The organism is Falsiroseomonas tokyonensis, from assembly GCF_019024325.1.
Lineage (GTDB): Bacteria > Pseudomonadota > Alphaproteobacteria > Acetobacterales > Acetobacteraceae > Falsiroseomonas > Falsiroseomonas tokyonensis.
The window spans coordinates 134,850-155,243 of sequence record NZ_JAFNJS010000001.1 but is presented as its reverse complement, the minus strand read 5'-3'; the positions used below and the strand labels follow the sequence as shown (position 1 = coordinate 155,243).

21 protein-coding genes are annotated in these 20,394 nt (G+C 69.8%); 14 read left to right on the top strand and 7 right to left on the bottom strand.

What is annotated here, in order from left to right:
* The 4 genes from J3S20_RS00790 to petA all read right to left on the bottom strand — a co-directional run bounded on the left by J3S20_RS00790 (position 1) and on the right by petA (position 3,704).
* The gene (locus J3S20_RS00790; RefSeq protein ID WP_216833781.1) at positions 1–888 is read right to left on the bottom strand and encodes an S-methyl-5'-thioadenosine phosphorylase; all 888 of its coding nucleotides are present in this window, start codon (positions 886–888) and stop codon (positions 1–3) included.
* A gap of 107 nt (positions 889–995) precedes the next feature.
* Positions 996–1,781: a cytochrome c1 gene (locus J3S20_RS00785; RefSeq protein ID WP_216833780.1), complete on the bottom strand. Its 786-nt coding sequence runs from the start codon at positions 1,779–1,781 to the stop codon at positions 996–998.
* Positions 1,781–3,052, bottom strand: coding sequence for a cytochrome b (locus J3S20_RS00780; RefSeq protein ID WP_216833779.1), 1,272 nt, complete (start codon positions 3,050–3,052; stop codon positions 1,781–1,783). Before J3S20_RS00780 ends, J3S20_RS00785 begins: the two co-directional genes overlap by 1 nt.
* Positions 3,053–3,113: 61 nt before the next feature.
* Positions 3,114–3,704 carry a ubiquinol-cytochrome c reductase iron-sulfur subunit gene (petA, locus tag J3S20_RS00775; RefSeq protein ID WP_216835369.1) on the bottom strand — a complete coding sequence of 197 codons (591 nt, stop codon included), beginning with the start codon at positions 3,702–3,704 and terminating at the stop codon, positions 3,114–3,116.
* 585 nt (positions 3,705–4,289) lie between these two features.
* Here petA and hemF point away from each other — a divergent pair.
* The 8 genes from hemF (at position 4,290) to J3S20_RS00735 (ending at position 11,307) form a co-directional block, all read left to right on the top strand.
* Positions 4,290–5,147: an oxygen-dependent coproporphyrinogen oxidase gene (hemF, locus tag J3S20_RS00770; RefSeq protein WP_246602305.1), complete on the top strand. Its 858-nt coding sequence runs from the start codon at positions 4,290–4,292 to the stop codon at positions 5,145–5,147.
* 77 nt (positions 5,148–5,224) lie between these two features.
* Positions 5,225–5,677, top strand: coding sequence for a (2Fe-2S)-binding protein (locus J3S20_RS00765; RefSeq protein WP_216833777.1), 453 nt, complete (start codon positions 5,225–5,227; stop codon positions 5,675–5,677).
* Positions 5,678–5,691: 14 nt separating this feature from the next.
* Positions 5,692–7,932 carry a xanthine dehydrogenase family protein molybdopterin-binding subunit gene (locus tag J3S20_RS00760; RefSeq protein WP_216833776.1) on the top strand — a complete coding sequence of 747 codons (2,241 nt, stop codon included), beginning with the start codon at positions 5,692–5,694 and terminating at the stop codon, positions 7,930–7,932.
* 73 nt (positions 7,933–8,005) lie between these two features.
* Complete coding sequence (locus J3S20_RS00755) at positions 8,006–8,542, top strand: hypothetical protein (protein ID WP_216833775.1); 537 nt, start codon at positions 8,006–8,008, stop codon at positions 8,540–8,542.
* Positions 8,543–8,625: 83 nt separating this feature from the next.
* Entirely contained in the window at positions 8,626–9,624 is a 999-nt protein-coding gene (locus J3S20_RS00750; protein ID WP_216833774.1) for a Bug family tripartite tricarboxylate transporter substrate binding protein, read from the top strand.
* Positions 9,625–9,669: 45 nt separating this feature from the next.
* A complete protein-coding gene (locus tag J3S20_RS00745) occupies positions 9,670–10,290 on the top strand; it encodes a DedA family protein (RefSeq protein ID WP_216833773.1) in 621 nt (206 codons plus the stop codon).
* A 43-nt stretch (positions 10,291–10,333) separates the two neighbouring features.
* A complete protein-coding gene (locus J3S20_RS00740) occupies positions 10,334–10,996 on the top strand; it encodes a tyrosine-protein phosphatase (protein ID WP_379793611.1) in 663 nt (220 codons plus the stop codon).
* A 68-nt stretch (positions 10,997–11,064) separates the two neighbouring features.
* Positions 11,065–11,307 (top strand): DUF2188 domain-containing protein, encoded by a 243-nt coding sequence (locus tag J3S20_RS00735; protein ID WP_216833772.1) that lies wholly within the window; start codon positions 11,065–11,067, stop codon positions 11,305–11,307.
* A 14-nt stretch (positions 11,308–11,321) separates the two neighbouring features.
* On the opposite strand, the gene J3S20_RS00730 is transcribed toward J3S20_RS00735, so the two are convergent.
* Positions 11,322–11,540 carry a hypervirulence associated TUDOR domain-containing protein gene (locus tag J3S20_RS00730; RefSeq protein WP_216833771.1) on the bottom strand — a complete coding sequence of 73 codons (219 nt, stop codon included), beginning with the start codon at positions 11,538–11,540 and terminating at the stop codon, positions 11,322–11,324.
* 119 nt (positions 11,541–11,659) lie between these two features.
* Here J3S20_RS00730 and J3S20_RS00725 point away from each other — a divergent pair, with 119 nt between their 5' ends.
* The 6 genes from J3S20_RS00725 to J3S20_RS00700 all read left to right on the top strand — a co-directional run bounded on the left by J3S20_RS00725 (position 11,660) and on the right by J3S20_RS00700 (position 18,645).
* On the top strand, positions 11,660–12,859 hold the full coding sequence (locus J3S20_RS00725; RefSeq protein WP_216833770.1) for a M20 aminoacylase family protein: 1,200 nt from the start codon (positions 11,660–11,662) through the stop codon (positions 12,857–12,859).
* 132 nt (positions 12,860–12,991) lie between these two features.
* A complete protein-coding gene (locus tag J3S20_RS00720; RefSeq protein WP_216833769.1) occupies positions 12,992–14,782 on the top strand; it encodes a peptide ABC transporter substrate-binding protein in 1,791 nt (596 codons plus the stop codon).
* Positions 14,783–14,791: 9 nt separating this feature from the next.
* Positions 14,792–15,751 carry an ABC transporter permease gene (locus J3S20_RS00715; protein ID WP_216833768.1) on the top strand — a complete coding sequence of 320 codons (960 nt, stop codon included), beginning with the start codon at positions 14,792–14,794 and terminating at the stop codon, positions 15,749–15,751.
* 22 nt (positions 15,752–15,773) lie between these two features.
* A complete protein-coding gene (locus tag J3S20_RS00710; RefSeq protein ID WP_343215126.1) occupies positions 15,774–16,646 on the top strand; it encodes an ABC transporter permease in 873 nt (290 codons plus the stop codon).
* A gap of 5 nt (positions 16,647–16,651) precedes the next feature.
* A complete protein-coding gene (locus tag J3S20_RS00705; RefSeq protein WP_379793632.1) occupies positions 16,652–17,674 on the top strand; it encodes an ABC transporter ATP-binding protein in 1,023 nt (340 codons plus the stop codon).
* Complete coding sequence (locus J3S20_RS00700; protein ID WP_216833766.1) at positions 17,671–18,645, top strand: ABC transporter ATP-binding protein; 975 nt, start codon at positions 17,671–17,673, stop codon at positions 18,643–18,645. Before J3S20_RS00705 ends, J3S20_RS00700 begins: the two co-directional genes overlap by 4 nt.
* On the opposite strand, the gene modC is transcribed toward J3S20_RS00700, so the two are convergent.
* Together modC and J3S20_RS00690 are read right to left on the bottom strand one after the other, a co-directional pair.
* On the bottom strand, positions 18,642–19,730 hold the full coding sequence (modC, locus tag J3S20_RS00695; RefSeq protein WP_216833765.1) for a molybdenum ABC transporter ATP-binding protein: 1,089 nt from the start codon (positions 19,728–19,730) through the stop codon (positions 18,642–18,644). The genes J3S20_RS00700 and modC overlap by 4 nt on opposite strands.
* Positions 19,730–20,386, bottom strand: coding sequence for an HAD family hydrolase (locus tag J3S20_RS00690; protein ID WP_216833764.1), 657 nt, complete (start codon positions 20,384–20,386; stop codon positions 19,730–19,732). The genes modC and J3S20_RS00690 overlap by 1 nt, the downstream gene beginning before the upstream one ends.
* Positions 20,387–20,394 lie beyond the last annotated feature (8 nt).

Here is a 20,394-nt window from a genome sequence, read left to right as displayed (position 1 = left end):
TCAGGCGGCCCGCAGCACCCGCCCGGCCACCGCATCCAGCTTCGCCATCAGCGCCGGGTCGCGCTTTTCCGGCGCCGTGATCAGCGCATGGTCCAGCGCGCGGTCGCAGCCGGCGGGGCAGTGGCCGCGCGGCGCGCCGAGGCCCGGCACCACATCGGCGACCAGCCCGCGCGCCAGGTCGGCATTGCCGAACAGCACCTTCACCACCTGGTCCACCGTCACCGCATCATGGTCCGGGTGCCAGCAGTCGAAGTCGGTCACCATGGCGACGGTCGCGTAGCAAAGCTCCGCCTCCCGCGCCAGCTTCGCCTCCGGCATGTTCGTCATGCCGATCACGCTGCAGCCCCAGCTGCGATACAGCAGGCTTTCCGCCTTGGTCGAGAATTGTGGGCCTTCCATCACCATGTAGGTGCCGCCGCGCGTCACCGGCAGGCCCAGCTTGCGGGCCGAGGCCTCCAGCGCATCGCCGAGCCGCGGGCAGACCGGATGGGCCACCGAGACATGGCCGACGCAGCCGGTCTCGAAGAAGGATTTTTCCCGCGCAAAGGTGCGGTCGATGAACTGGTCGACGATGACGAAGTGGCCCGGGGGCAGCTCCTCCTTCAGCGATCCCACCGCAGAGAGGGAGATGATCTCGGTGCAGCCCGCCCGCTTCATCGCATCGATATTGGCGCGGTAGTTCAGGCGGGAGGGCGGGGTGGGGTGGCCGCGGCCATGGCGCGGCAGGAAGCGCACCGGCACGCCGGACAGCGTGCCATGCAGGATCTCGTCCGAGGGCTCCCCCCAGGGGCTTTCGATGCGCTTCCATTCGCGCTGCTGCAGCCCCGGCAGATCGTACAGGCCGGAGCCGCCGATCAGGCCGATGACGGGGGTGACGGTTTCGGACATGCGGAGGCTCCTGGCTGCGCGGGGCTTCTACAATGGGGCCCGGAAAGCAGAAAGGGCCGCCCCCTGGCGGGAGCGGCCCTTCCGGAAACCGGCCCGGGGGCTCGGCTTCAGTGCTTCACATCCGCCCAGACCTTGCGCTTCACCGCATAGGTCAGGCCGCCGAGGACGATCAGGAACAGGATCATCTTCACGCCCATGGCGCGGCGCTGCTCGGTCTCCGGCTCCGCCGCCCAGGCGAGGAAGGTGGCGACGTCGCGGGCCATCTGGTCCACCGTCGCGGCGGTGCCATCGGCATAGGTCACCTGGTCCGGGTTCAGGATCGGCGGCATGGCGATCTGATGGCCCGGGTAATAGGCGTTGTAGTACATGCCATCGGCCACGGTGAAGCCGGCCGGCGGATCGACATAGCCGGTCAGCAGGGCGTGCAGGTAGTTGGCGCCATTCGGCCGCGCCTTGGCCATCACCGAGAGGTCCGGCGGATAGGCGCCGTTGTTGGCGGCACGCGCCGCCAGTTCATTGGCGAAGGGCCGGCGGAAGCGGTCGGACAGGCGGGCCGGGCGCTCGAACATCTCGCCCGTATCGTTCGGCCCGTCCATCACGGTGAAGGTGCCGGCCAGGGCGCGCACCTGGTCCTCGCTCAGCCCGATCTCCAGCAGGTTGCGGTAGGACAGGTGGTACATGCCGTGGCAGGCCGAGCAGACCTCCTTGTAGACCTGCAGGCCGCGCTGGGCGGCGCCGCGGTCGAAGGTGCCGAAGAAGCCGGCGAAGCCGAAATTGGCGTCCGGGATGGCAATCGCCTCCCCCGCCGCGCGGGCCGGGCTGGGCAGCACGGCGCCGAGGCTGGCCACGGCGCCCAGGGCCAGGGCGCCGATCAGGTTGCGGACAGCGCGCATCAGGCCTTCTCCATCGGCTTCGCCGCGGCGCCCGCCATCACCGGTCCGCCACCGCGGAGGACAGGCATGGCGATGCTCTCGGGCAGCGACAACGGCCGTTCAAGGCGGCCAAGCAGGGGCAGGATCACCAGGAAGTAGGCGAAGTAATAGGCGGTGGCGATGCGGGAGATCGTCACATACGGCTCCTCCGCCGGCTTGCCGCCCGCCCACATCAGCACGAAGAAGGCGATGAGCCAGAGGAACAGCGCCCACTTCGCCACCGGGCGGAAGCGCATGGAGCGCACCGGGGAGGTGTCGAGCCAGGGCAGGATGAACAGCACCGCGATGGAGCCGAACATCAGCAGCACGCCGCCGAGCTTGTCCGGAACGGCCCGGAGAATGGCGTAGAAGGGCAGGAAGTACCATTCCGGCACGATATGCGCGGGCGTCACCAGCGGGTTCGCCGGGATGTAGTTGTCCGGGTGGCCGAGGTAGTTCGGCATGAAGAACACCAGGAAGGCGAAGACGATGAAGTAGACGATCAGCCCGACGCTGTCCTTCGCCGTGTAGTAGGGGTGGAAGGGCAGGGTGTCCTGCGGGCCCTTCGGGTCGATGCCCAGCGGGTTGTTGGAGCCGGTGATGTGCAGCGCGGCCACGTGCAGGAAGACCACGCCGGCGATCACGAAGGGCATCAGGTAGTGCAGGCTGAAGAAGCGGTTCAGCGTCGGATTGTCGACGGAGAAGCCGCCCCAGAGCCAGGTCACGATGTGCTCGCCCACCAGCGGGAAGGCGGAGAACAGGTTGGTGATGACGGTGGCGCCCCAGAAGGACATCTGGCCCCAAGGCAAGACGTAGCCCATGAAGGCGGTGGCCATCATCAGCAGGAAGATCACCACGCCGAGGATCCACAGCAGCTCCCGCGGCGCCTTGTAGGACCCGTAATACAGGCCGCGCCAGATGTGGATGAACACCACGATGAAGAACATCGAGGCGCCGTTCATGTGCACATAGCGGATCAGCCAGCCGTAGTTCACGTCCCGCATGATGCGTTCGACACTGTCGAAGGCATAGGACGTGTGCGGCGTGTAGTTCATCGCCAGAAAGATGCCGGTCGCGATCATGATCATCAGCGTGACCATGGCGAGGGCGCCGAAGTTCCAGAAGTAGTTGAAATTCCGGGGCGTCGGGAACGTCCCGTATTCCTTCTGCATCATGGTGAACACCGGCAGCCGCTGGTCGACCCAGCGGAGCACGGGGTTCTTGATGGTGCTGTCGTGAAGGCCGATGGCCATCTTGCCTGGCTCCCCAGTGGAGGTTGAGGGCGGGCGCGGACGATACCGCGCCCAGCCGCGCTCAGCCGATCCTGATTTGCGTGTCGGAGGTGAAGCTGTATTCGGGAACCGCAAGGTTCAGCGGCGCCGGGCCGAGGCGGATGCGTCCCGAGGTGTCGTAGTGGCTGCCATGGCAGGGGCAGAACCAGCCTTGGTATTCACCCCTGGCATCGGTCGGCTTCTGGCCGAGCGGCACGCAGCCCAGATGCGTGCAGACGCCCACCACGACCAGCCACTGGTCCCGCTGCACCCGGCTCTGGTCCGTCGCCGGGTCCTTCAGCTGCGACAGCGGCGTGGCGCGCGCGGCCTGGATCTCCTCCGCCGTGCGGTGGCGCACGAAGACCGGCTTGCCGCGCCAGACCACGGTCACCGCCTGGCCGACCGCAATCGGCGTCAGGTCCACTTCGGTCGAGGCCAGGGCCAGCACGTCCCGTGCCGGGTTCATCGAGCTGATGAAGGGCCAGACCACCGCGCCGACGCCGACCGCCGCGAAGGCGCCGGTGGTCAGCATCAGGAAGTCGCGGCGCGTCTCGCCTGCCGCAGCACCATGGGGGGCACCATGGGGCGCACCATGCTGGGCGGATCCAGCCGGGGCTACCCCAGGGGACACCATTGTTTCGGCCATCTCGTCGTCCTTTTCCGCCTGCCGCTTGCGGCTCTACCCACCCGTATTGCCACCCGTCCGGGCCCGAGCCGGCTGGAACCGTTGTCCGAGACCGCTTGCCGGGCCTTGCGGAAGACCCGCCAGGCGACCCACTTACCCGCAAACCTTCGCTCCAGACCGGCGGGTCGAGGGCCAGACGCTTGCGCGACGGGCACGAAAGCCTCTTCTGCCGGAAATGGCGCTGCGGAGCATATAAAGGGTGGCTTACGGCGGTGTCCATCCGCTGTCGTGCCTGAAATCTCGGCCATGCACCGCCCGGGCCGGGGGCCATGCACCGCCCCCGGCCGGAGGCCGTGAACTGCAGGGTCCCGGGCCGCGCGTCGCAAGCGCCCAGTCCATGCGCCGCATGGGGCTCATCCTTGATCGGCAAGGGTCGCCAGACGGTTAAGGCCCTGCCAATCTGCCGCGCCATGCGGCTGCCGGCCGGTGGCCATCCGAGGAACGTCCAGCATGCCCGAATCCCCGCTTCCCGCCGCCGTGGCGCCGACTGGCAATCCCCCTGGCAATCCCCCTGGTAATCCCCCTGGCCACCCGATGGTGGCCCCCGCCCGCGCCTGGTTCGAAAGCCTGCGCGACCGCATCTGCGCGGAATTCGAGGCGATCGAGGACGAACTCTCCGCCGGCCCCCATGCCGGCCTGCCCGCCGGCCGCTTCCAGCGCACCGCCTGGGACCGCCCGGAGGGGGGCGGCGGCGTGATGTCCGTGATGAAGGGGCGGGTCTTCGAGAAGGTGGGGGTGAATGTCTCCACCGTCTTCGGCGAATTTTCGCCCGAGTTCCGCAAGCAGATTCCGGGGGCGGAGGAGGATCCGCGCTTCCTGGCCACCGGCATCTCCCTGGTCGCGCACCAGCGCAGCCCGCGCGTCCCGGCGGTGCATATGAACACCCGCTTCATCCTGACCACCAAGGCCTGGTTCGGTGGCGGCGGCGACATCACGCCGATGGACCACGCCGCACCGCACAGCCTGGAGGATGCGGAGGTCTTCCACGCCGCCTACCGCGCCGCCTGCGACCGCCACGACCCGAGCTACTACCCGCGCTTCAAGCAGTGGTGCGACGAATACTTCTTCCTGCCGCACCGCAACGAGCCCCGCGGCCTGGGCGGCATCTTCTACGACTGGCTGGGCGACCGCACGCCGGGGCGCGGGGTGGAGAATGACTTCGCCTTCACCAAGGACGTCGGCCTGGCCTTCCTCGAGGCCTATCCCGCCATCGTCCGCCGCCGCATGCATGAGAGCTGGACCGAGGCCGAGCGCGCCCACCAGCTGATGCGCCGCGGCCGCTATGTGGAGTTCAACCTGCTCTATGACCGCGGCACCATCTTCGGCCTGAAGACCGGCGGCAATGTCGAGGCGATCCTGATGTCCCTGCCGCCGGAGACCGGCTGGCCGTAACGACGCTCGACAGCCGCCCCGCCGCTTCGGCACACTCCGCCGCAACGGGCCGGATGGCCCTGCCCAGGAGGCTGCCGATGATCGAGATCACCGTGAATGGCGCGCCGCGCCAGGTGGATGTGGAAGCCGATACCCCGCTGCTCTGGGTGCTGCGGGACACCCTCGGCCTGACCGGGACGAAATACGGCTGCGGCGTCGCCCAGTGCGGCGCCTGCACCGTGCTGGTGGATGGCACCGCCATGCGGTCCTGCCAGGTGCCGGTGGACAGCGTGGCGGGCCAGCGCATCACCACGATCGAGGCGGTGGAGGCCGATCCGGTCGGGGCAAAGCTGGTTTCGGCCTGGGTGGCGCTGGACGTGCCGCAATGCGGCTACTGCCAGTCCGGCCAGCTGATGGCGGCCACCGCCCTGCTGAAGGAAACGCCGAAGCCGAGCGATGCGGATATCGCCGCCGCCATGACCAATCTCTGCCGCTGCGGCACCTACAACATGATCGCCGCCGGCATCCGCCAGGCGGCGGATGCGGCGTGAGGGGGGAACAGGCGATGACCCGTCTCGATGACGCGCTGGCCGCGCTGCAGGGCAGCGCCCCGCTGAACCTTTCGCGCCGCGCCGCGCTGGGGGCCGGCCTCGGTGGCGGGCTGCTGCTGGCGCTCGGCATCCCGCAGCGGCCGGCCCGCGCCCAGGCCATGGGCGGGCTGGCGCATGCGCGGAAGGTGCCCTCCTACCTCACCATCCGGCCGGATGGCCGCATCCTGCTGCAGAACCCCTTTGCGGAAGGCGGGCAGGGCATCCATACCGCCGTCGCGCAGATCGTGGCGGAGGAGCTGGACGCCGATCTCGCGGCCTTCGAGGTGCAGACGGCGCCCGCCGGGCCGGACTACCAGGTGCTGTTCAACGGCACCCGCCGCGTCACCGGCGGCAGCTTTTCCATCCGCAACACCTTTGCGCATTTCCGGGTGCTGGGCGCGACGGCGCGGGCGATGCTGCTGGCCGCCGGCGCGCAGCGCCTCGGCGTGCCGGCAAGCGAGCTGAGCACGGAGCCCGGCTTCGTGATCCATGCCGCGACCAGCCGCCGCATCCCCTATGGCGAGCTGGCAGAGGCCGCCGCCGCCCTGCCGGTGCCCGCCGATGCCGAGCCCAAGACCGGCGCCTTCCGCCTGATCGGCACGCCGCAGAAGCGCCTCGATACGCGGGCGAAAAGCACCGGCCAGGCGCAATACGGCATCGACATGCGCGTTGACGGCATGCTGCAGGCCGCCGTGGTGCATGCGCCACGCGCCGGCGCCGAGCCGGGGGAGGTGCTGAACGAGGCCGCGCTGCGCGCCATGCCCGGCGTGCATTCCGTGCACCGCCTGCCCGGCGCCGTCGCCGTGCTGGCCGACAGCTTCTGGCGCGCCCGCAAGGCAGCGGAGGCGGCGGAGGTGGCCTGGACCGCGCTCTCCGGCCAGCCGGTGGTGCCGCAGGACTTCTCCTCGGACGGGATGCGGGAGGCGCTGCGCGCCCAGGCCGATGCGCCGGGCAACCCCGCCAATGATGCGAAGGGCGATGCGCCGGCCGCGCTGCGGGCCGCCGCCAAGGTCGTGACGGCGGATTACGACGCACCCTACCTGGCCCATGCGCAGCTGGAGCCGCCCTCGGCCACCGTGCGCTTCAATCCGGATGGCACGCTGGACGTCTGGACCCCGAACCAGTCGCCCGAGGCCTTCCAGGGCATCGCGGCGCGCGAATCCGGCCTGGCGGCGGAGAAGATCCGCATCCATTCGCCACTGCTGGGCGGCTTCTTCGGCCGGCACTTCACCTATGGCAACATCCACCCGATGAACCAGGCCATCCGCCTGGCGCGGGCCGTGGAACGCCCGGTGAAGGTGATCTGGACGCGGGAGGAGGAATTCGCCCGCGACGCCTACCGCCCCATGGGTTTTGTTCGTTTGCGCGCAGGCTTGGACGCGGCGGGGAAGATCACCGCCTTCCACGCCACGGTCCCCGGCGAGGGGCCCGTGGCAAAACATTTCGGGACGGCGCGGATGGGCAATCCGCCGGTCGACACCTCGGCGGTGGAGGGCGTGGCCTTCAAGCCCTACGCCATCCCGAACCATCGCGTGGAATGGGTGCATGTGCCGCACCCGATCAATGTCGGCTTCTGGCGCTCCGTCGGCCATTCCATGAACGATTTTTTCTACGAAGCCTTCCTGGACGAGGTGGCGGAAGCGGCGGGCGCCGATCCGCTCGCCTTCCGCCGCACCCATCTGTCCGACAGCCCGCGGCACCTGGCGCTGCTGGATGCGGTGATGGAGCTTTCGGGCGGCTGGCGGCGCGGCCCCTATGAGGCAGCTGACGGCACCCGCCGCGCCCGCGGCCTGGCCATGGCCTCCCCCTTCGGGTCGGAGGTCGCGACCGTCGCGGAAGTGTCGCTGCGGGACGGGGAGGCGGTGGTGCACGACATCTTCGTGGCCATCGACCCCGGCCGAGTGGTGAACCCCGCCATCATCAAGGCGCAGGTGGAAAGTGCGGCCTGCATCGGCCTGTCCTCGGCGGCCTTCGAGGAAGTGGTCTTCGAGGGCGGCCAGCCGCAGCAGCGCAACTTCGACACCTACCGCACCCTGTCCCGGGCGGAGATGCCGAAGGTGCATGTGCGGATCGTGGAAAGCGGCGCGCCCATGGGCGGCATCGGCGAACCCGGCACGCCGGGCGTGCCGCCGGCCGTGGCCAATGCCATCGCCGCGCTGACCGGCCGGCGCATCCGCAGCCTGCCCTTCGGCAAGCATCGGCTGGGCGAGGCCTAGCATTGGATTAACTGAAAGCAACCTTGCGGGCGGGGTCACGTTACCAGTCCTTCATCTATCAGGAGGACCCGCCATGGCGATCACCCGCAAGGAAGAGCAGCGCCTGCTCTCGCATGAGGAGGCGGCGCTGCTGGAGCCGAGCCATCATCCGGCGCTGGCCGCGCTGCCGGCGGAGGAGCTGCGGGCCCTGGCGGAACGCCTGCGCGGCGCCCATCGCCGCGCCCGCGACCTGGTGCGGGAGGCCCAGCGCAGCCGGCGCGGCAAGGGCGTTCCGGTGCGGGGCGAGGCCGTGGCCACGCCGCGCGCGGCCACCGCGGCGGCCGAGAAGCTGTCGCAGAAGAAGCAGGTCTTCGCCGCCGCGCTGCGCCGGGTGAATGCGCAATTCGCCCGCCAGGCGGACCGCCGCAGCAAGGACCGCAATGCCGAGGCGCTGCGCGCCGCCCTGGCGCGCCGCCGCAGCGCGCGCCCGCACCACCCCCAGCCCGGCCGCACCCCCGGCCGCGGCATGCGCGACACCAGCCCGATGGAGGTGCATCCCGGCCCGGACCCGCGGGCCATCGGCAGCATCTCCCAGGCCACAAGGGACAACCAGGCACGGCGGGATGGCTGAAGCGCCGGGATTCAGAGGGGCGGTAGCCGCCGGGACGGGGGGCGGCTACCCTGGGAGCGGTCCCACGTCCAGGAGCAAGAAGAATGACCATCAGCCGCCGCGCCCTTTTGGGCACGACGCTCGGCGCCCCCTTCGCCGCCACCCTGCCGCCGCTCGCGGCCCCCGCTCTGGCGCAATCGGCCTGGCCCAACCGGCCGGTGCGCGTCATCGTGCCCTGGCCGCCCGGCGGGTCCACCGATGTGCTGGCGCGCCTGATCTCCGAACAGCTGTCGCAGAAGCTGGGCCAGCCCTTCGTGGTCGAGAACCGGCCGGGCGCCGGCGGCAATATCGGCGCCGATGCGATCGCGAAATCCACGCCGGATGGCTACACCATGGGCCCGGTCACGGTCGGCGGCTGGTCGATCAACCAGTACCTCTATGCCCGCCTGCCCTATGATCCGGAGAAGGACATCGCGCCGATCTCCATGCATTGGGAATTGCCCAATGTGCTGGTGGTACCCACCGCGCATGTGCCGGCGACCAATCTGAGGGACTTCATCACCTGGGCGAAGGCCAAGCAGGGCGGGGTGAACTACGGATCGCCCGGCGTCGGCACCACGCCGCATCTCTCGGGCGCCATGTTCACCAACCGGCTGGGGATCGAGGGCGTGCACGTGCCCTTCCGCGGCGCGGCGCAGACCATCCCGGCGCTGCTGGGGGGCGATGTGAACTTCGCGCTGGACAACCTGGCCTCCTATGTCCCGGTCATCACGGCCGGGCAGATGCGGGCGCTGGCGGTGACGAGCGCGGAGCGCTGGCCGACCCTGCCGGATGTGCCCACCATGGCGGAGGCCGGCGTGCCCGATTTCGTCGTCACCTCCTGGTGCGCCATGGCCTTCCCGGCCGGCGTGCCGGCCGCGATCACCCAGCGCGCCTCCACCGCGATCAAGGAGGTCTCGGAGACGCCGGCGATGCAGGACCGCTTCCTGCGCACCGGCGCGCGGGCCATCTGGAGCACGCCGGAGGAGGCGGCCGCGCGCGCCGCGCGGGAGCGGCCGATGTGGCGGGAGACGGTGCGGATTTCCGGCGCCCGCCTGGAATAGCCCGCGGCCGGCGCGGCATCTCGGCGGCATCAGGCAGGGTGGCGGATGGAGCGGATCGGTGAGGCGGCCCTGGCCTGGGCGGAGGCGAATGCGGCCTGGGCGCCGCTGATCGCCTTCGCCGTCGCCTTCGTCGAATCCGTGCCGCTGATCGGCATCTTCCTGCCCGGCTCCGCCCTGCTGCTGGGGCTGGGGCTGCTGATCGGCACCGGGGTGCTGCCGGCCTGGCCGATGCTGCTGGCCACCTTCGCCGGCGCCGTGATCGGCGACGCGCTGGGCTTCTGGCTGTCGCGCTGGCTGGGCCCCGCCTTCGTGCGCGCCCACCTGCCGCGCGGCTATCGGCGCAGCTATGCGCGCGGCGTGCTGATCTTTCGCCGCTGGGGCATCTGGGCGGTCTTCATCGCCCGCTTCATCAGCCCCCTGCGGGCGGTGGCGCCGGTCATCGCCGGCGTCTCCCGCATGTCCAACTGGCGCTTCCAGGCGGCCAATATCGGCTCCGCCGTGGTCTGGGCGCCGCTGCTGCTGGTACCGGGCACCGCGGTGGGCGCAGTGGCCGCGCTGGTGGAGGATCGCGGCGACGCGCTGCTGCTGGCGGGCTTCGTCCTGGGCGTGCTGCTGGTCTGGTGGCGGCTGCGGGTCTTCTGGGCCCGGGCCAGCCTGCCCCAATAGCGGGCGACTGGTCTTCGGGCGCGCCAGAAGCCATATCGGGGCGGTGAACCTTTCCTCCCCCGCCGGGCGGCGCGCCGCCTGGATCAACAGCCTGCTGGTGGACCACGCCGCGCTCCGCATGTCCTGGCGCAACTGGGGCGTGGTGGAGGCCGGCCGGCTTTACCGCTCCAACCACCCGCTGCCCTGGCAGCTGGATGCGGCCAAGCGCCGCTTCGGCCTGCGCTCCGTCATCAACCTGCGCGGCCATCGGCAGGATTGCGGCAGCGATGCGCTGGGCCGGGCCAGGGCCGCGGAGCTCGGCCTGGTGCATGCCGATGCGCCCTTCGAAAGCCGCGGCGCGCCGCACAAGGACCGCATCCTGCGCCTGGTCGGCCTGCTGGAGACGCTGCCGGAGCCGGTGCTGATCCATTGCAAGTCGGGCGCCGATCGCACCGGGCTGATCGCCGGCATCTGGCTGCTGCTGCAGGGCCGCCCGGTGGCGGCGGCGCTGGACCAGCTGCACTGGCGCTTCGGCCATGTCGCCGCCAGCCGCACCGGCATCCTGGACGCCTTCTTCCAGGCCTATGCCGCACACCAGGCGCAGCACGGCCCGAAACCCTTCCTCGACTGGCTGCGCCAGGATTATGACGAGGCGGCGCTGCGCGCCGCCTTCCAGAGCCGGCCCTGGGCCGATCGGCTGGTGGACGGCATCCTGCGGCGCGAATAGCCGGCGCCCTTCCCGCGGGAACCGTCGCCGCCCCGTCGCATTGCTGCCAGGCAAGCGGAGAGAGACAGATGACACAGATCCATTACCGCGTCGTCCAGCATGATGGCGGCTGGGCCTACAAGCTGGGCGACGTCTTCTCGGAAACCTTCCCCACCCATGACGCGGCGCTGGCCCGCGCGCGCCAGGTGGCCCGGCAGCAGCATGTGCCGGGCAATGCGGGGGCGATGATCGAATACCAGGACGCCCAGGGCGCGTGGCACACCGAATACTCGGCCGCCGGCGATCGGCCGGAGGCCGATGTGACGGGCTGACGACCCGCCGCCACCTATCGCTTGTGCAGCGCCGAGGGCTTGTGCGCCGCACGGGCGCCGGTCTTGTCGCTTTCGACGATATATTGCGGATCGTCCTTGCTGGCCGCGACCTTATGGCCCTTGATCTCCGTCGGGCTGGTCTGCTTGCGGACCACCTTGCCATGGGTCTCGCCCTGGCTGGTGCCCCAGGCGACCTTGTCGCCGGGCTTCAGGGTCTTGTCCTTCGTCGCCATGCCGTTCCTCCTGCCAATGCGCCGGAGTGAAAAGCCGCCGGGGCGCGCCGGTTGCACGGGCCGCGTGACGACAGCGCGGATCGGGTTCATCCTGGCCATGGCAGACAGGGAAGCCCGGCATGAACCAGGCGGTGATCGAGGGCGTGCAGGCCTGGCAGGCGGAACTCGCCGCCATCCGGCAGGACATCCATGCGCATCCGGAACTGGGCATGGAGGAGGTGCGCACTTCCGCCCTGGTGGCGCGGCAGCTGCGCGAATACGGCGTGGAGGTGACGGAGGGCATAGGCCGCTTCGGCGTGGTCGGCACCATCCGCGGCACGCGGCCGGGCCAGCGCGTGATCGGGCTGCGCGCGGACATGGACGCGCTGCAGATCCCGGAAGCCACGGGCAAGCCCTACGCCTCCACCAACCCGGGCATCATGCATGCCTGCGGCCATGACGGGCATACCACCATGCTGCTGGGCGCGGCGCGCTGGCTGTCGCAGCACCGCGATTTCGCCGGCACGGTCCACCTGATCTTCCAGCCGGCGGAGGAAGGCCGCGGCGGCGCGAAGGCGATGCTGGCGGACGGCCTGTTCGATCGCTTCCCCTGCGATGCCATCTACGGCCTGCACAACAAGCCCACCCTGCCGGCCGGCCATTTCGCGACTCGGAAAGGTCCGGCGCTTGCGGCCGCGGACCGTTTCGCCGTGACTTTTCACGGCACCGGCGGGCACGGCGGATCCACGCCGCATCTCGCCACCGATGTCACCATCGTGCAGGCGCATTTCGTCCTGGCGCTGCAGACCATCATCGGCCGCAACGTCGCGGCGGTGGAGGCGGCGGTGCTGAGCGTGGGTTCGATCCAAGGCGGATCGCCCGTCTCCTCGAACGTCATGCCGGCGGAGATCACCGTCACCGGCACCGCGCGCAGCTATCGGCCCGCGGTGCGGGACCTGCTGGAGCGGCGGATCGGCGAGCTGGCAAATGGCCTCGCCGCCATGCATGGCTGCACGGCCGAGGTCGCCTATCGCCGCGGCGTGCCCGCGCTGGTGAACCATGCGGAGCAGACCGCGCTGGCGCTGGATGCGGCCCGGGCCCTGGTGGGCGCGGTGGCGGTGGATGCCGATTTCCCGCTGGTGACGGGGGCGGAGGATTTCGCGCTGATGCTGGAAGCGCGGCCCGGCGCCTTCATGTTCCTCGGCGCCGGCAGCGGGCCGGACGGCACCTCGCCCAACCTGCACACGCCGCATTTCGACTTCAACGATGCGATCATCCCGATGGGCGTCGCCTATTGGGTCAGCGTGGTGGACCAGGAGCTGGGGCAGCAGCGGCGCTGATGCGGGACATCAAAAACAGTTAGACAGGCCGCCTCCATGCTGTAGCGTTCCCGGGACAGGGTTTCCCAGGGCGACCGGACGGACAAACAGATCCGGCGCCCAGGGCGTGTTCGAGACTTGGGAGAGTGGGGCATGAACGAGGACGACCTGCGCCAGATGATCGGGCGCGTGCAGCGCGGCAGCCTCTCGCGTCGTGGTTTCGTGAAGCGGATGGCAGCGGTCGGGCTGACGGCGCCGATGGCGACGCAGCTTCTGGCCATCGCCGGCGCCGCGCCGGCCGCCGCCCAGACCGTGACACCCTATCCCGCGCGGCGCGGCGGCGGGGCGCTGAAGGTGCTCTACTGGCAGGGCGCCACGCTGCTGAACCCGCATTTCGCCGTGGGCACCAAGGACCAGGACGGCAGCCGCGCCTTCTACGAGCCGCTGGCCGGCTGGTCGCAGGACGGCACGCTGGAGCCGGTGCTGGCGGCCGAGATTCCCTCGCGCGAGAATGGCGGCCTGGCGGAGGATGGGCGCTCCGTCACCTGGAAGCTGAAGCGCGGCGTGAAGTGGCATGACGGCCAGGACTTCACCGCCGACGATGCCGTCTTCAACTGGGAATATGCGAAGGATCCTGCCACCGCCTCCGTCACCACCGGCAGCTACCGCGACGTGAATGTGGTGAAGGTGGACGACTACACGGTGCGCGTGGAGTTCGAGCGGCCGACGCCCTTCTGGGCCGATGCCTTCGTCGGATCGCGCGGCATGCTGATCCCGAAGCACCTGTTCAAGGACTATACCGGCGCCAAGTCCCGCGATGCGCCCACCAACCTGCGCCCGGTCGGCACCAGCGCCTATCGCTTCACGGAATTCCAGCCCGGCGACATGCTGCGCGGCGAGGCGAACCGCAACTACCACATGCCCAACCGCCCCTTCTTCGACACGCTGGAGGTGAAGGGCGGCGGCGATGCGGTTTCCGCCGCGCGCGCCGTGATGCAGACGGGCGAGTTCGACTATGCCTGGAACATGCAGGTGGAGGACGAGATCCTCAAGCGGCTGGAGGCCAATGGCCGCGGCAAGGTGAACGTGCTGCCGGGCGGCGGCATCGAGTTCATCCAGCTGCATACGCGCGATCCCTGGACGGAGGTGGAGGGCGAGCGGGCCCATATCAGCACCACCCACCCCACCCTGTCCGACCCCGCCGTGCGCCAGGCGCTGGCGCTGCTTTGCGACCGCAATGCGCTGGAGCAGTTCATCTACGGCCGCGGCGGCCCGGCCACCGCGAACTTCCTGAACAATCCGCCGCGCTTCCGGTCGGAGAACATGAAGTTCGAATTCAGCATCGCCAAGGCGAATGAGGTGCTGGACGCGGCGGGCTGGGTCCGTGGGCGGGACGGCATCCGCGCCAAGGACGGCAAGCGGCTGAAGTTCGTCTACCAGACCTCCATCAACACGCCGCGGCAGCGCACCCAGGCCGTCATCAAGCAGGCGGCGCAGCGCGCCGGCATCGATATCGAGGTGAAGGCCGTCACCGCCTCGGTCTTCTTCTCCTCGGACCTGGCGAATCCGGACACCTACACGAAATTCTGGTCCGACATCCAGATGTACACCACGACGATGCCGCAGGCGGACCCGCAGCTTTTCATGAACCAGTACGTGTCGTGGGAGATGTCGACCAAGGCGAATTCCTGGCAGGGGCGCAACATCGTCCGCTGGAAGAACGACGAATACGACGCCGCCTATCGCGCCGCGGAAGGCGAGCTGGACCCGGTGAAGCGCGCCGCGCTGTTCATCAAGATGAACGACCTGATCGTGAGCTCGAACCACGTCATCCCGCTGGTCGGCCGGCCCACCGTCTCCGCCAGCCTGAACACGCTGCACCACAAACTGAGCGCCTGGGACCTGACCTTCGGCTTCCTGCACGATTGGCATCGCGCGGCCTGACGCCCGCGCGTGACCAACTACGTCCTCCGCCGCCTGCTGATCGCGATCCCGAGCCTGCTCGGGATCAGCGTCATCCTCTTCACCGTGCTCGCCCTGGCACCGGGCGACCCGTTCGAGGAGCTGGCGACCAACCCCGCCATCCCGCCCGATGTGCGCGCCGCGCTGCGCGCCAGCCTCGGGCTGGATGATCCGGTCTGGACCCGCTACTTCAGCTGGCTGACCGCGATGCTGCGCGGCGACTGGGGCTATTCCTTCGTCAGCCGCGTGAATGTGGACGATCTGATCCTGGCGCGGCTGCCGACCACACTGGCGATCATCGGCGCGTCGCAGATCCTCGCACTCGCCATCGCGCTTCCGGTCGGCGTGATGGCGGCGACGCGGCCCTATTCCATCTTCGACCAGGTGGCGAATACTTTGGCCTTCATCGGCTTCTCGCTACCCACCTTCTTCACCGGGCTGCTGCTGATCCTGCTGTTCTCCATTACGCTGGACTGGCTGCCCTTCGTCTATCGCGCGGATCTTTCGTCAACCGGCTGGACCTGGGTCTGGGAACAGCTGCGGCAATCCATCATGCCGGTGGCGGTGCTGGGCCTGTTCCAGGGCGCGGCCTGGACGCGCTTCGTGCGATCGGCCGTGCTGGACGTGATCCGGCTGGACCATGTGACCACGGCGCGCGCCAAGGGCCTGCCGGAAGGCCGCGTCACGCTGCGCCATATCGTGCGCAATGCGCTGATCCCGGTGGTCACGCTGGTGGCGCTGCAGATGCCCACCGTCTTCGGCGGCGCCATCGTGACAGAGCAGATCTTCCGCGTGCCCGGCATCGGATCGCTGCTGATCAGCGCCATCCTGGCCAACGACACGCCGGTGATCATGGCCGTCACCTTCGTCTTCGCCTGCCTCGTGGTCTTCTTCAACCTGTTGGCGGATGTGATCTATGGCTGGCTCGACCCTCGCATCAGCTACAGCTAGCGCGCCGGCCGCCCGCCGTCGCGTGACGCCGGGGCAGGAGGCCTGGCGACGCTTCCGCAAGCATCGGCTCGCGGTGGTCAGCCTGGTCATCCTCGGCCTGATCGTGCTGGCGCTGCTGGTGGGGCCGCTGGTCTGGACGCTGCCGATTGACGAGATCGATTTCTCCGCGCGCCTGCAGGGGCCGTCCTGGGAACATCCCTTCGGCACGGATGACCTGGGCCAGGATATCCTGGCGCGCGTGCTGCATGGCGGGCGCATCTCGCTGGCCGTCGGCGTCGCCGCCATGCTGGTCGCGGTCTTCGTCGGCGTCCTGGTCGGTGCCATCGCCGGCATGTCGCGCGGCCGCGTCGATGCGGCGCTGATGTGGCTGACCGACCTGTTCCTGTCGCTGCCGGAACTGCCGCTGCTGCTGCTGATCATCTACCTGTTCCGCGACGGGCTGGGCCAGATCGTGGGGCCGGAGGCCGGCGTCTTCATCATGATCGTGGCCGTCATCGGCGGCTTCCGGTGGATGCCCGTGGCGCGCCTGGTGCGGGCGCAGTTCTTCTCGCTGCGGGAAAAGGAATTCGTGGAAGCCGCGCGCGCGCTGGGTGCTTCCCGGCCGCGGCTGGTCGTGCGCCACATCCTGCCCAATGCGCTCGGGCCGGTGATCGTGGCGGCCACCATCGACGTGGCGGCGGCGATCATCGCGGAAAGCACGCTGTCCTTCCTCGGCCTCGGCTTCCCGCCGGACATCCCGACCTGGGGGCGGCTGCTGTTCGATGCGAAGGACAACCTGGATTTCGCACCGCATTGGGCGCTGTTCCCGGGCCTGGCCATCTTCCTGACCGTGCTGACCATCAACTTCATCGGCGACGGGCTGCGCGATGCCCTCGACCCGCGGCGCGTGACGTGAGCGCGGTGGTCGAACCCGCGCGCCCCGCCCTGGGCCTGCGCGAAGCGCCGCTGCTGGCGCTCCACAACCTCAAGGTCCAGTTCAAGACCGATGACGGCCTGGTCCGCGCCGTCGATGGTGTCGATCTCTCGGTGAACCGGGCGGAGACGGTCTGCGTCGTCGGCGAATCCGGCTGCGGCAAGACGGTCACGGCCATGACCATCCTGAAGCTGATCGCCATGCCGCCCGGCCGCATCGCAGCCGGCGAGATCCGCTTCGAGGGCCGCGACCTGGTACCGCTGCCGCCGGCCGAGATGCAGAAGATCCGATCGAAGGAGATCGGCTTCGTCTTCCAGGAACCGATGACCAGCCTGAACCCGGTCTATACCGTGGGCCAGCAGATCGCGGAGACGGTGCGCCAGCATGAGGGCCTGTCCCGCCGCGCTGGCTTGGACCGGGCGGCGGAGATGCTGCGGCTGGTGAACATCCCGAATCCTGGTCGCCGCGTGAACGACTATCCGCACCAGTTCTCCGGCGGCATGCGCCAGCGCGTGATGATCGCCATGGCGCTGTCCTGCAACCCGAAGCTGCTGATCGCGGACGAGCCCACCACGGCGCTGGACGTCACCATCCAGGCGCAGATCCTGGACCTGCTGAACGAGATGAAGCAGCGCCTCGGCATGGCCGTGCTGCTCATCACCCATGCCATGGGCGTGGTGGCGGAAGTCGCGCAGCGCGTGGTGGTGATGTATGCCGGCCGCGTGGTGGAAGAAGCGCCGGTGGAGGCGCTGTTCGCCGATCCGCGCCACCCCTATACGCAGGGCCTCATCCGCTCCATCCCGCGCATCGACCTGGCGGCCACGACGCATCGGCGGCTGGAGGCGATTCCGGGCACCGTGCCCTCCCTGCTCAACCCGCCCGCCGGTTGCCGCTTCGCCGCGCGCTGCCGCCACGCCATGCCCGAATGCCTCGGCACCGATCCGCCGCTGCGCGAGGTGACGCCGGGCCACAAGGTGGCCTGCCTGCTCTATCCGGAAGTCCGCGCATGACCGAACCCTTGCTGCGCGTGCAGGACCTGGAAAAGCGTTTCGCCATCAACGGCGGCCTGTTCCGCCAGAAGGTGGAGGAGGTGCACGCCGTCTCCGGCGTCAGCTTCGACATCGCGCCGGGGGAGACGCTGGGCCTGGTGGGCGAATCCGGCTGCGGCAAATCCACCACCGGCCGGCTGATCCTGCGCCTGATCGAGCCCAGCGGCGGCCAGGTGTGGTTCGACGGGCGCGACGTGACGGCGCTGGACCGCAACCAGCTCGGGACGCTGCGGCGGGACATGCAGATCATCTTCCAGGATCCGTTCGCGAGTCTCAATCCGCGCATGACGGTGGGCGCGATCATCGGGGAGGCGCTGGTCATCCACAAACTCGGCCGCACGCGGCAGGAGCGCGAGGATCGCGTGGTGGAGCTGCTGGAAACGGTCGGGCTGAACGCCGACCAGATGCGCCGCTTCCCGCATGAATTCTCGGGCGGGCAGCGCCAGCGCATCGGCATCGCCCGCGCGCTGGCCGTCTCGCCGAAGCTGATCGTCTGCGACGAGCCGGTCTCCGCACTCGATGTCTCGATCCAGGCGCAGGTGGTGAACCTGCTGGAGGATCTGCAGGAGAAGCTGGGCCTCACCTACCTGTTCATCGCGCATGATCTTTCGGTGGTGGAGCACACCAGCGACCGTGTCGCGGTGATGTATCTCGGCCGCATCGTGGAAATCGCCTCGGCGCGCGATCTCTACGCCAATCCGACGCATCCCTATACGGAGGCGCTGCTGAGTGCGGTGCCGATCCCGGACCCCACGGTGAAGCGCCAGCGCATCATGCTGAAGGGCGACGTGCCGAGCCCGCTGAACCCGCCGAGCGGCTGCCATTTCCACACGCGCTGCCCGATCGCGAAGGCGGAGCCCTGCCAGACCGTCGTGCCGGAATTGCGGGAGATTGCGCCAGGCCATCGCGTGGCGTGTCACCTGCGCGGCTAACGCGGCCCGCCGAGATGGTCGAAGGTCACCGCCTTCAGCAGCGCCCAGACTCGTAGCCCTGGCCGCAGACCCAACCGCGTCACGCTGTCCTGCGTCACCCGCGCCAGCAGCGTGCTGTCGCCGATGGCCAGTTGCAGAAAGACGTCCTGCGGGCCGCTGGCGGGGCTGATGGCGGTGATCTCGGCGGCCAGGATGTTGCGGGTGGACAGGCCGCGCGGTTCCTCGGTGGCCACCGCCACGTCGCGCGCGCGGATGCGGAGCCGCAGCCGCGTGCCCACAGGCTCCGCCCGCATCACGGCCACCAAGGTGCCGCCGGCGAAGTCCAGCCGCGTCAGCCCGTCCTCGATGCCCGCCACGGTGCAGGCCAGCACCGCGCCGGCATCGCGGCGTGCCGCCAACGGCAGGTCGGTGCGGGTGGCCAGCTCCTCCACCGATCCTTCCGCCAGCACGCGGCCGGTCTGCAGCAGCACCAGGCGATCGGCCAGCGCATCCACCTCCTCCAGCGCATGGGTCACGTAGAGGATGGGCAGGCGCGCCGCGTCGCGCAGCCGGGCGAGGAAGGGCAGCACCTCCGCTCGCCGAGGCGCATCCAGCGCCGCCAGCGGTTCATCCATCAGCAGCAGGCGCGGGCGGGAGAGAAGGGCGCGGCCAAGTGCCACGCGCTGGCGTTCGCCGCCTGACAGCGCGGCCGGACGGCGGGCCAGCAGCGGCGCGATGCCGAGCAGGTCGACCACTTCTTCAAATTCCGGCCCCTCGGCGCGGGGCGGCGCGCGCTTCATCCCGTAGCGCAGGTTGCTCGCCACGCTGAGATGCGGGAAGAGCCGCGCCTCCTGGAACACCACGCCGCAGCGCCGCGCTTCCGGCGGCAGGGCGATGCCGCGCTCCGTGTCCAGCAGCACGTCGCCATCCAGCACGACCCGCCCGAAGTCGGGCCGGAGCAGCCCCGCGACGATGGACAGAATGGTGGACTTGCCGCAGCCGGAGGGGCCGAACAGCGCGGTGACGCCCGCCTCCGGCACGGTGAAGTCGGCCTCGATCGAAAAGCCGTCGCGGCCGTAGCGATGGCGCAGCGCGACCCGCAGCATCAGTCGAGCAGCGCCCTGACTTCGTGCAGATCGGCGGCCACCCGATGGCACAGCGCGCGCAGCTCCTCGGTGGGCGGCAGCAGGTCCGGCACCATCACCGTGCGCATGCCGGCCGCCGCCGCGGCGCGGACGCCATTGTGGGAATCCTCCAGCGCCAGGCAGGCCGCGGGTTCCAAGCCCAGCACCTCGGCAGCGCGCAGATAGGGATCGGGCGCCGGCTTGCCGCTTGCATAGTCGCCGGCGGCCACCACGGCATCGAAGCGGCCTTCCAGCCCGTGCAGCGCCAGATTATGCGCGACATCGGCATGGCTGGAGGAGGTGCAGATGGCGCGCTTCAGGCGCAGCGCATCCAGCCTGTCCAGCAGCTCCCGCACGCCCGGCTTCAGCGCCAGATCGCCGCGCATGCCGTCATAGTGGCGCACCCAGGCCTGGCGAAAAACCTCGACATCGCCATCAGCCCCGACATGGCGCTGCAGCGTCACGCGGTTCAGCGCCCAGGACCGGCCGACCAGCTCCGGGAAATCGGCTCGGGTGAAGCGGATGCCCAGCTCCCGCGCCGCGGCCAGGATGGCCTGCAGGTAGAGCGTCTCGCTGTCGAAGAGCAGCCCGTCCATGTCGAAGATCACGGCGTGGCAGAGGGGGCTTCCTTCGGGCATGCCGCTCC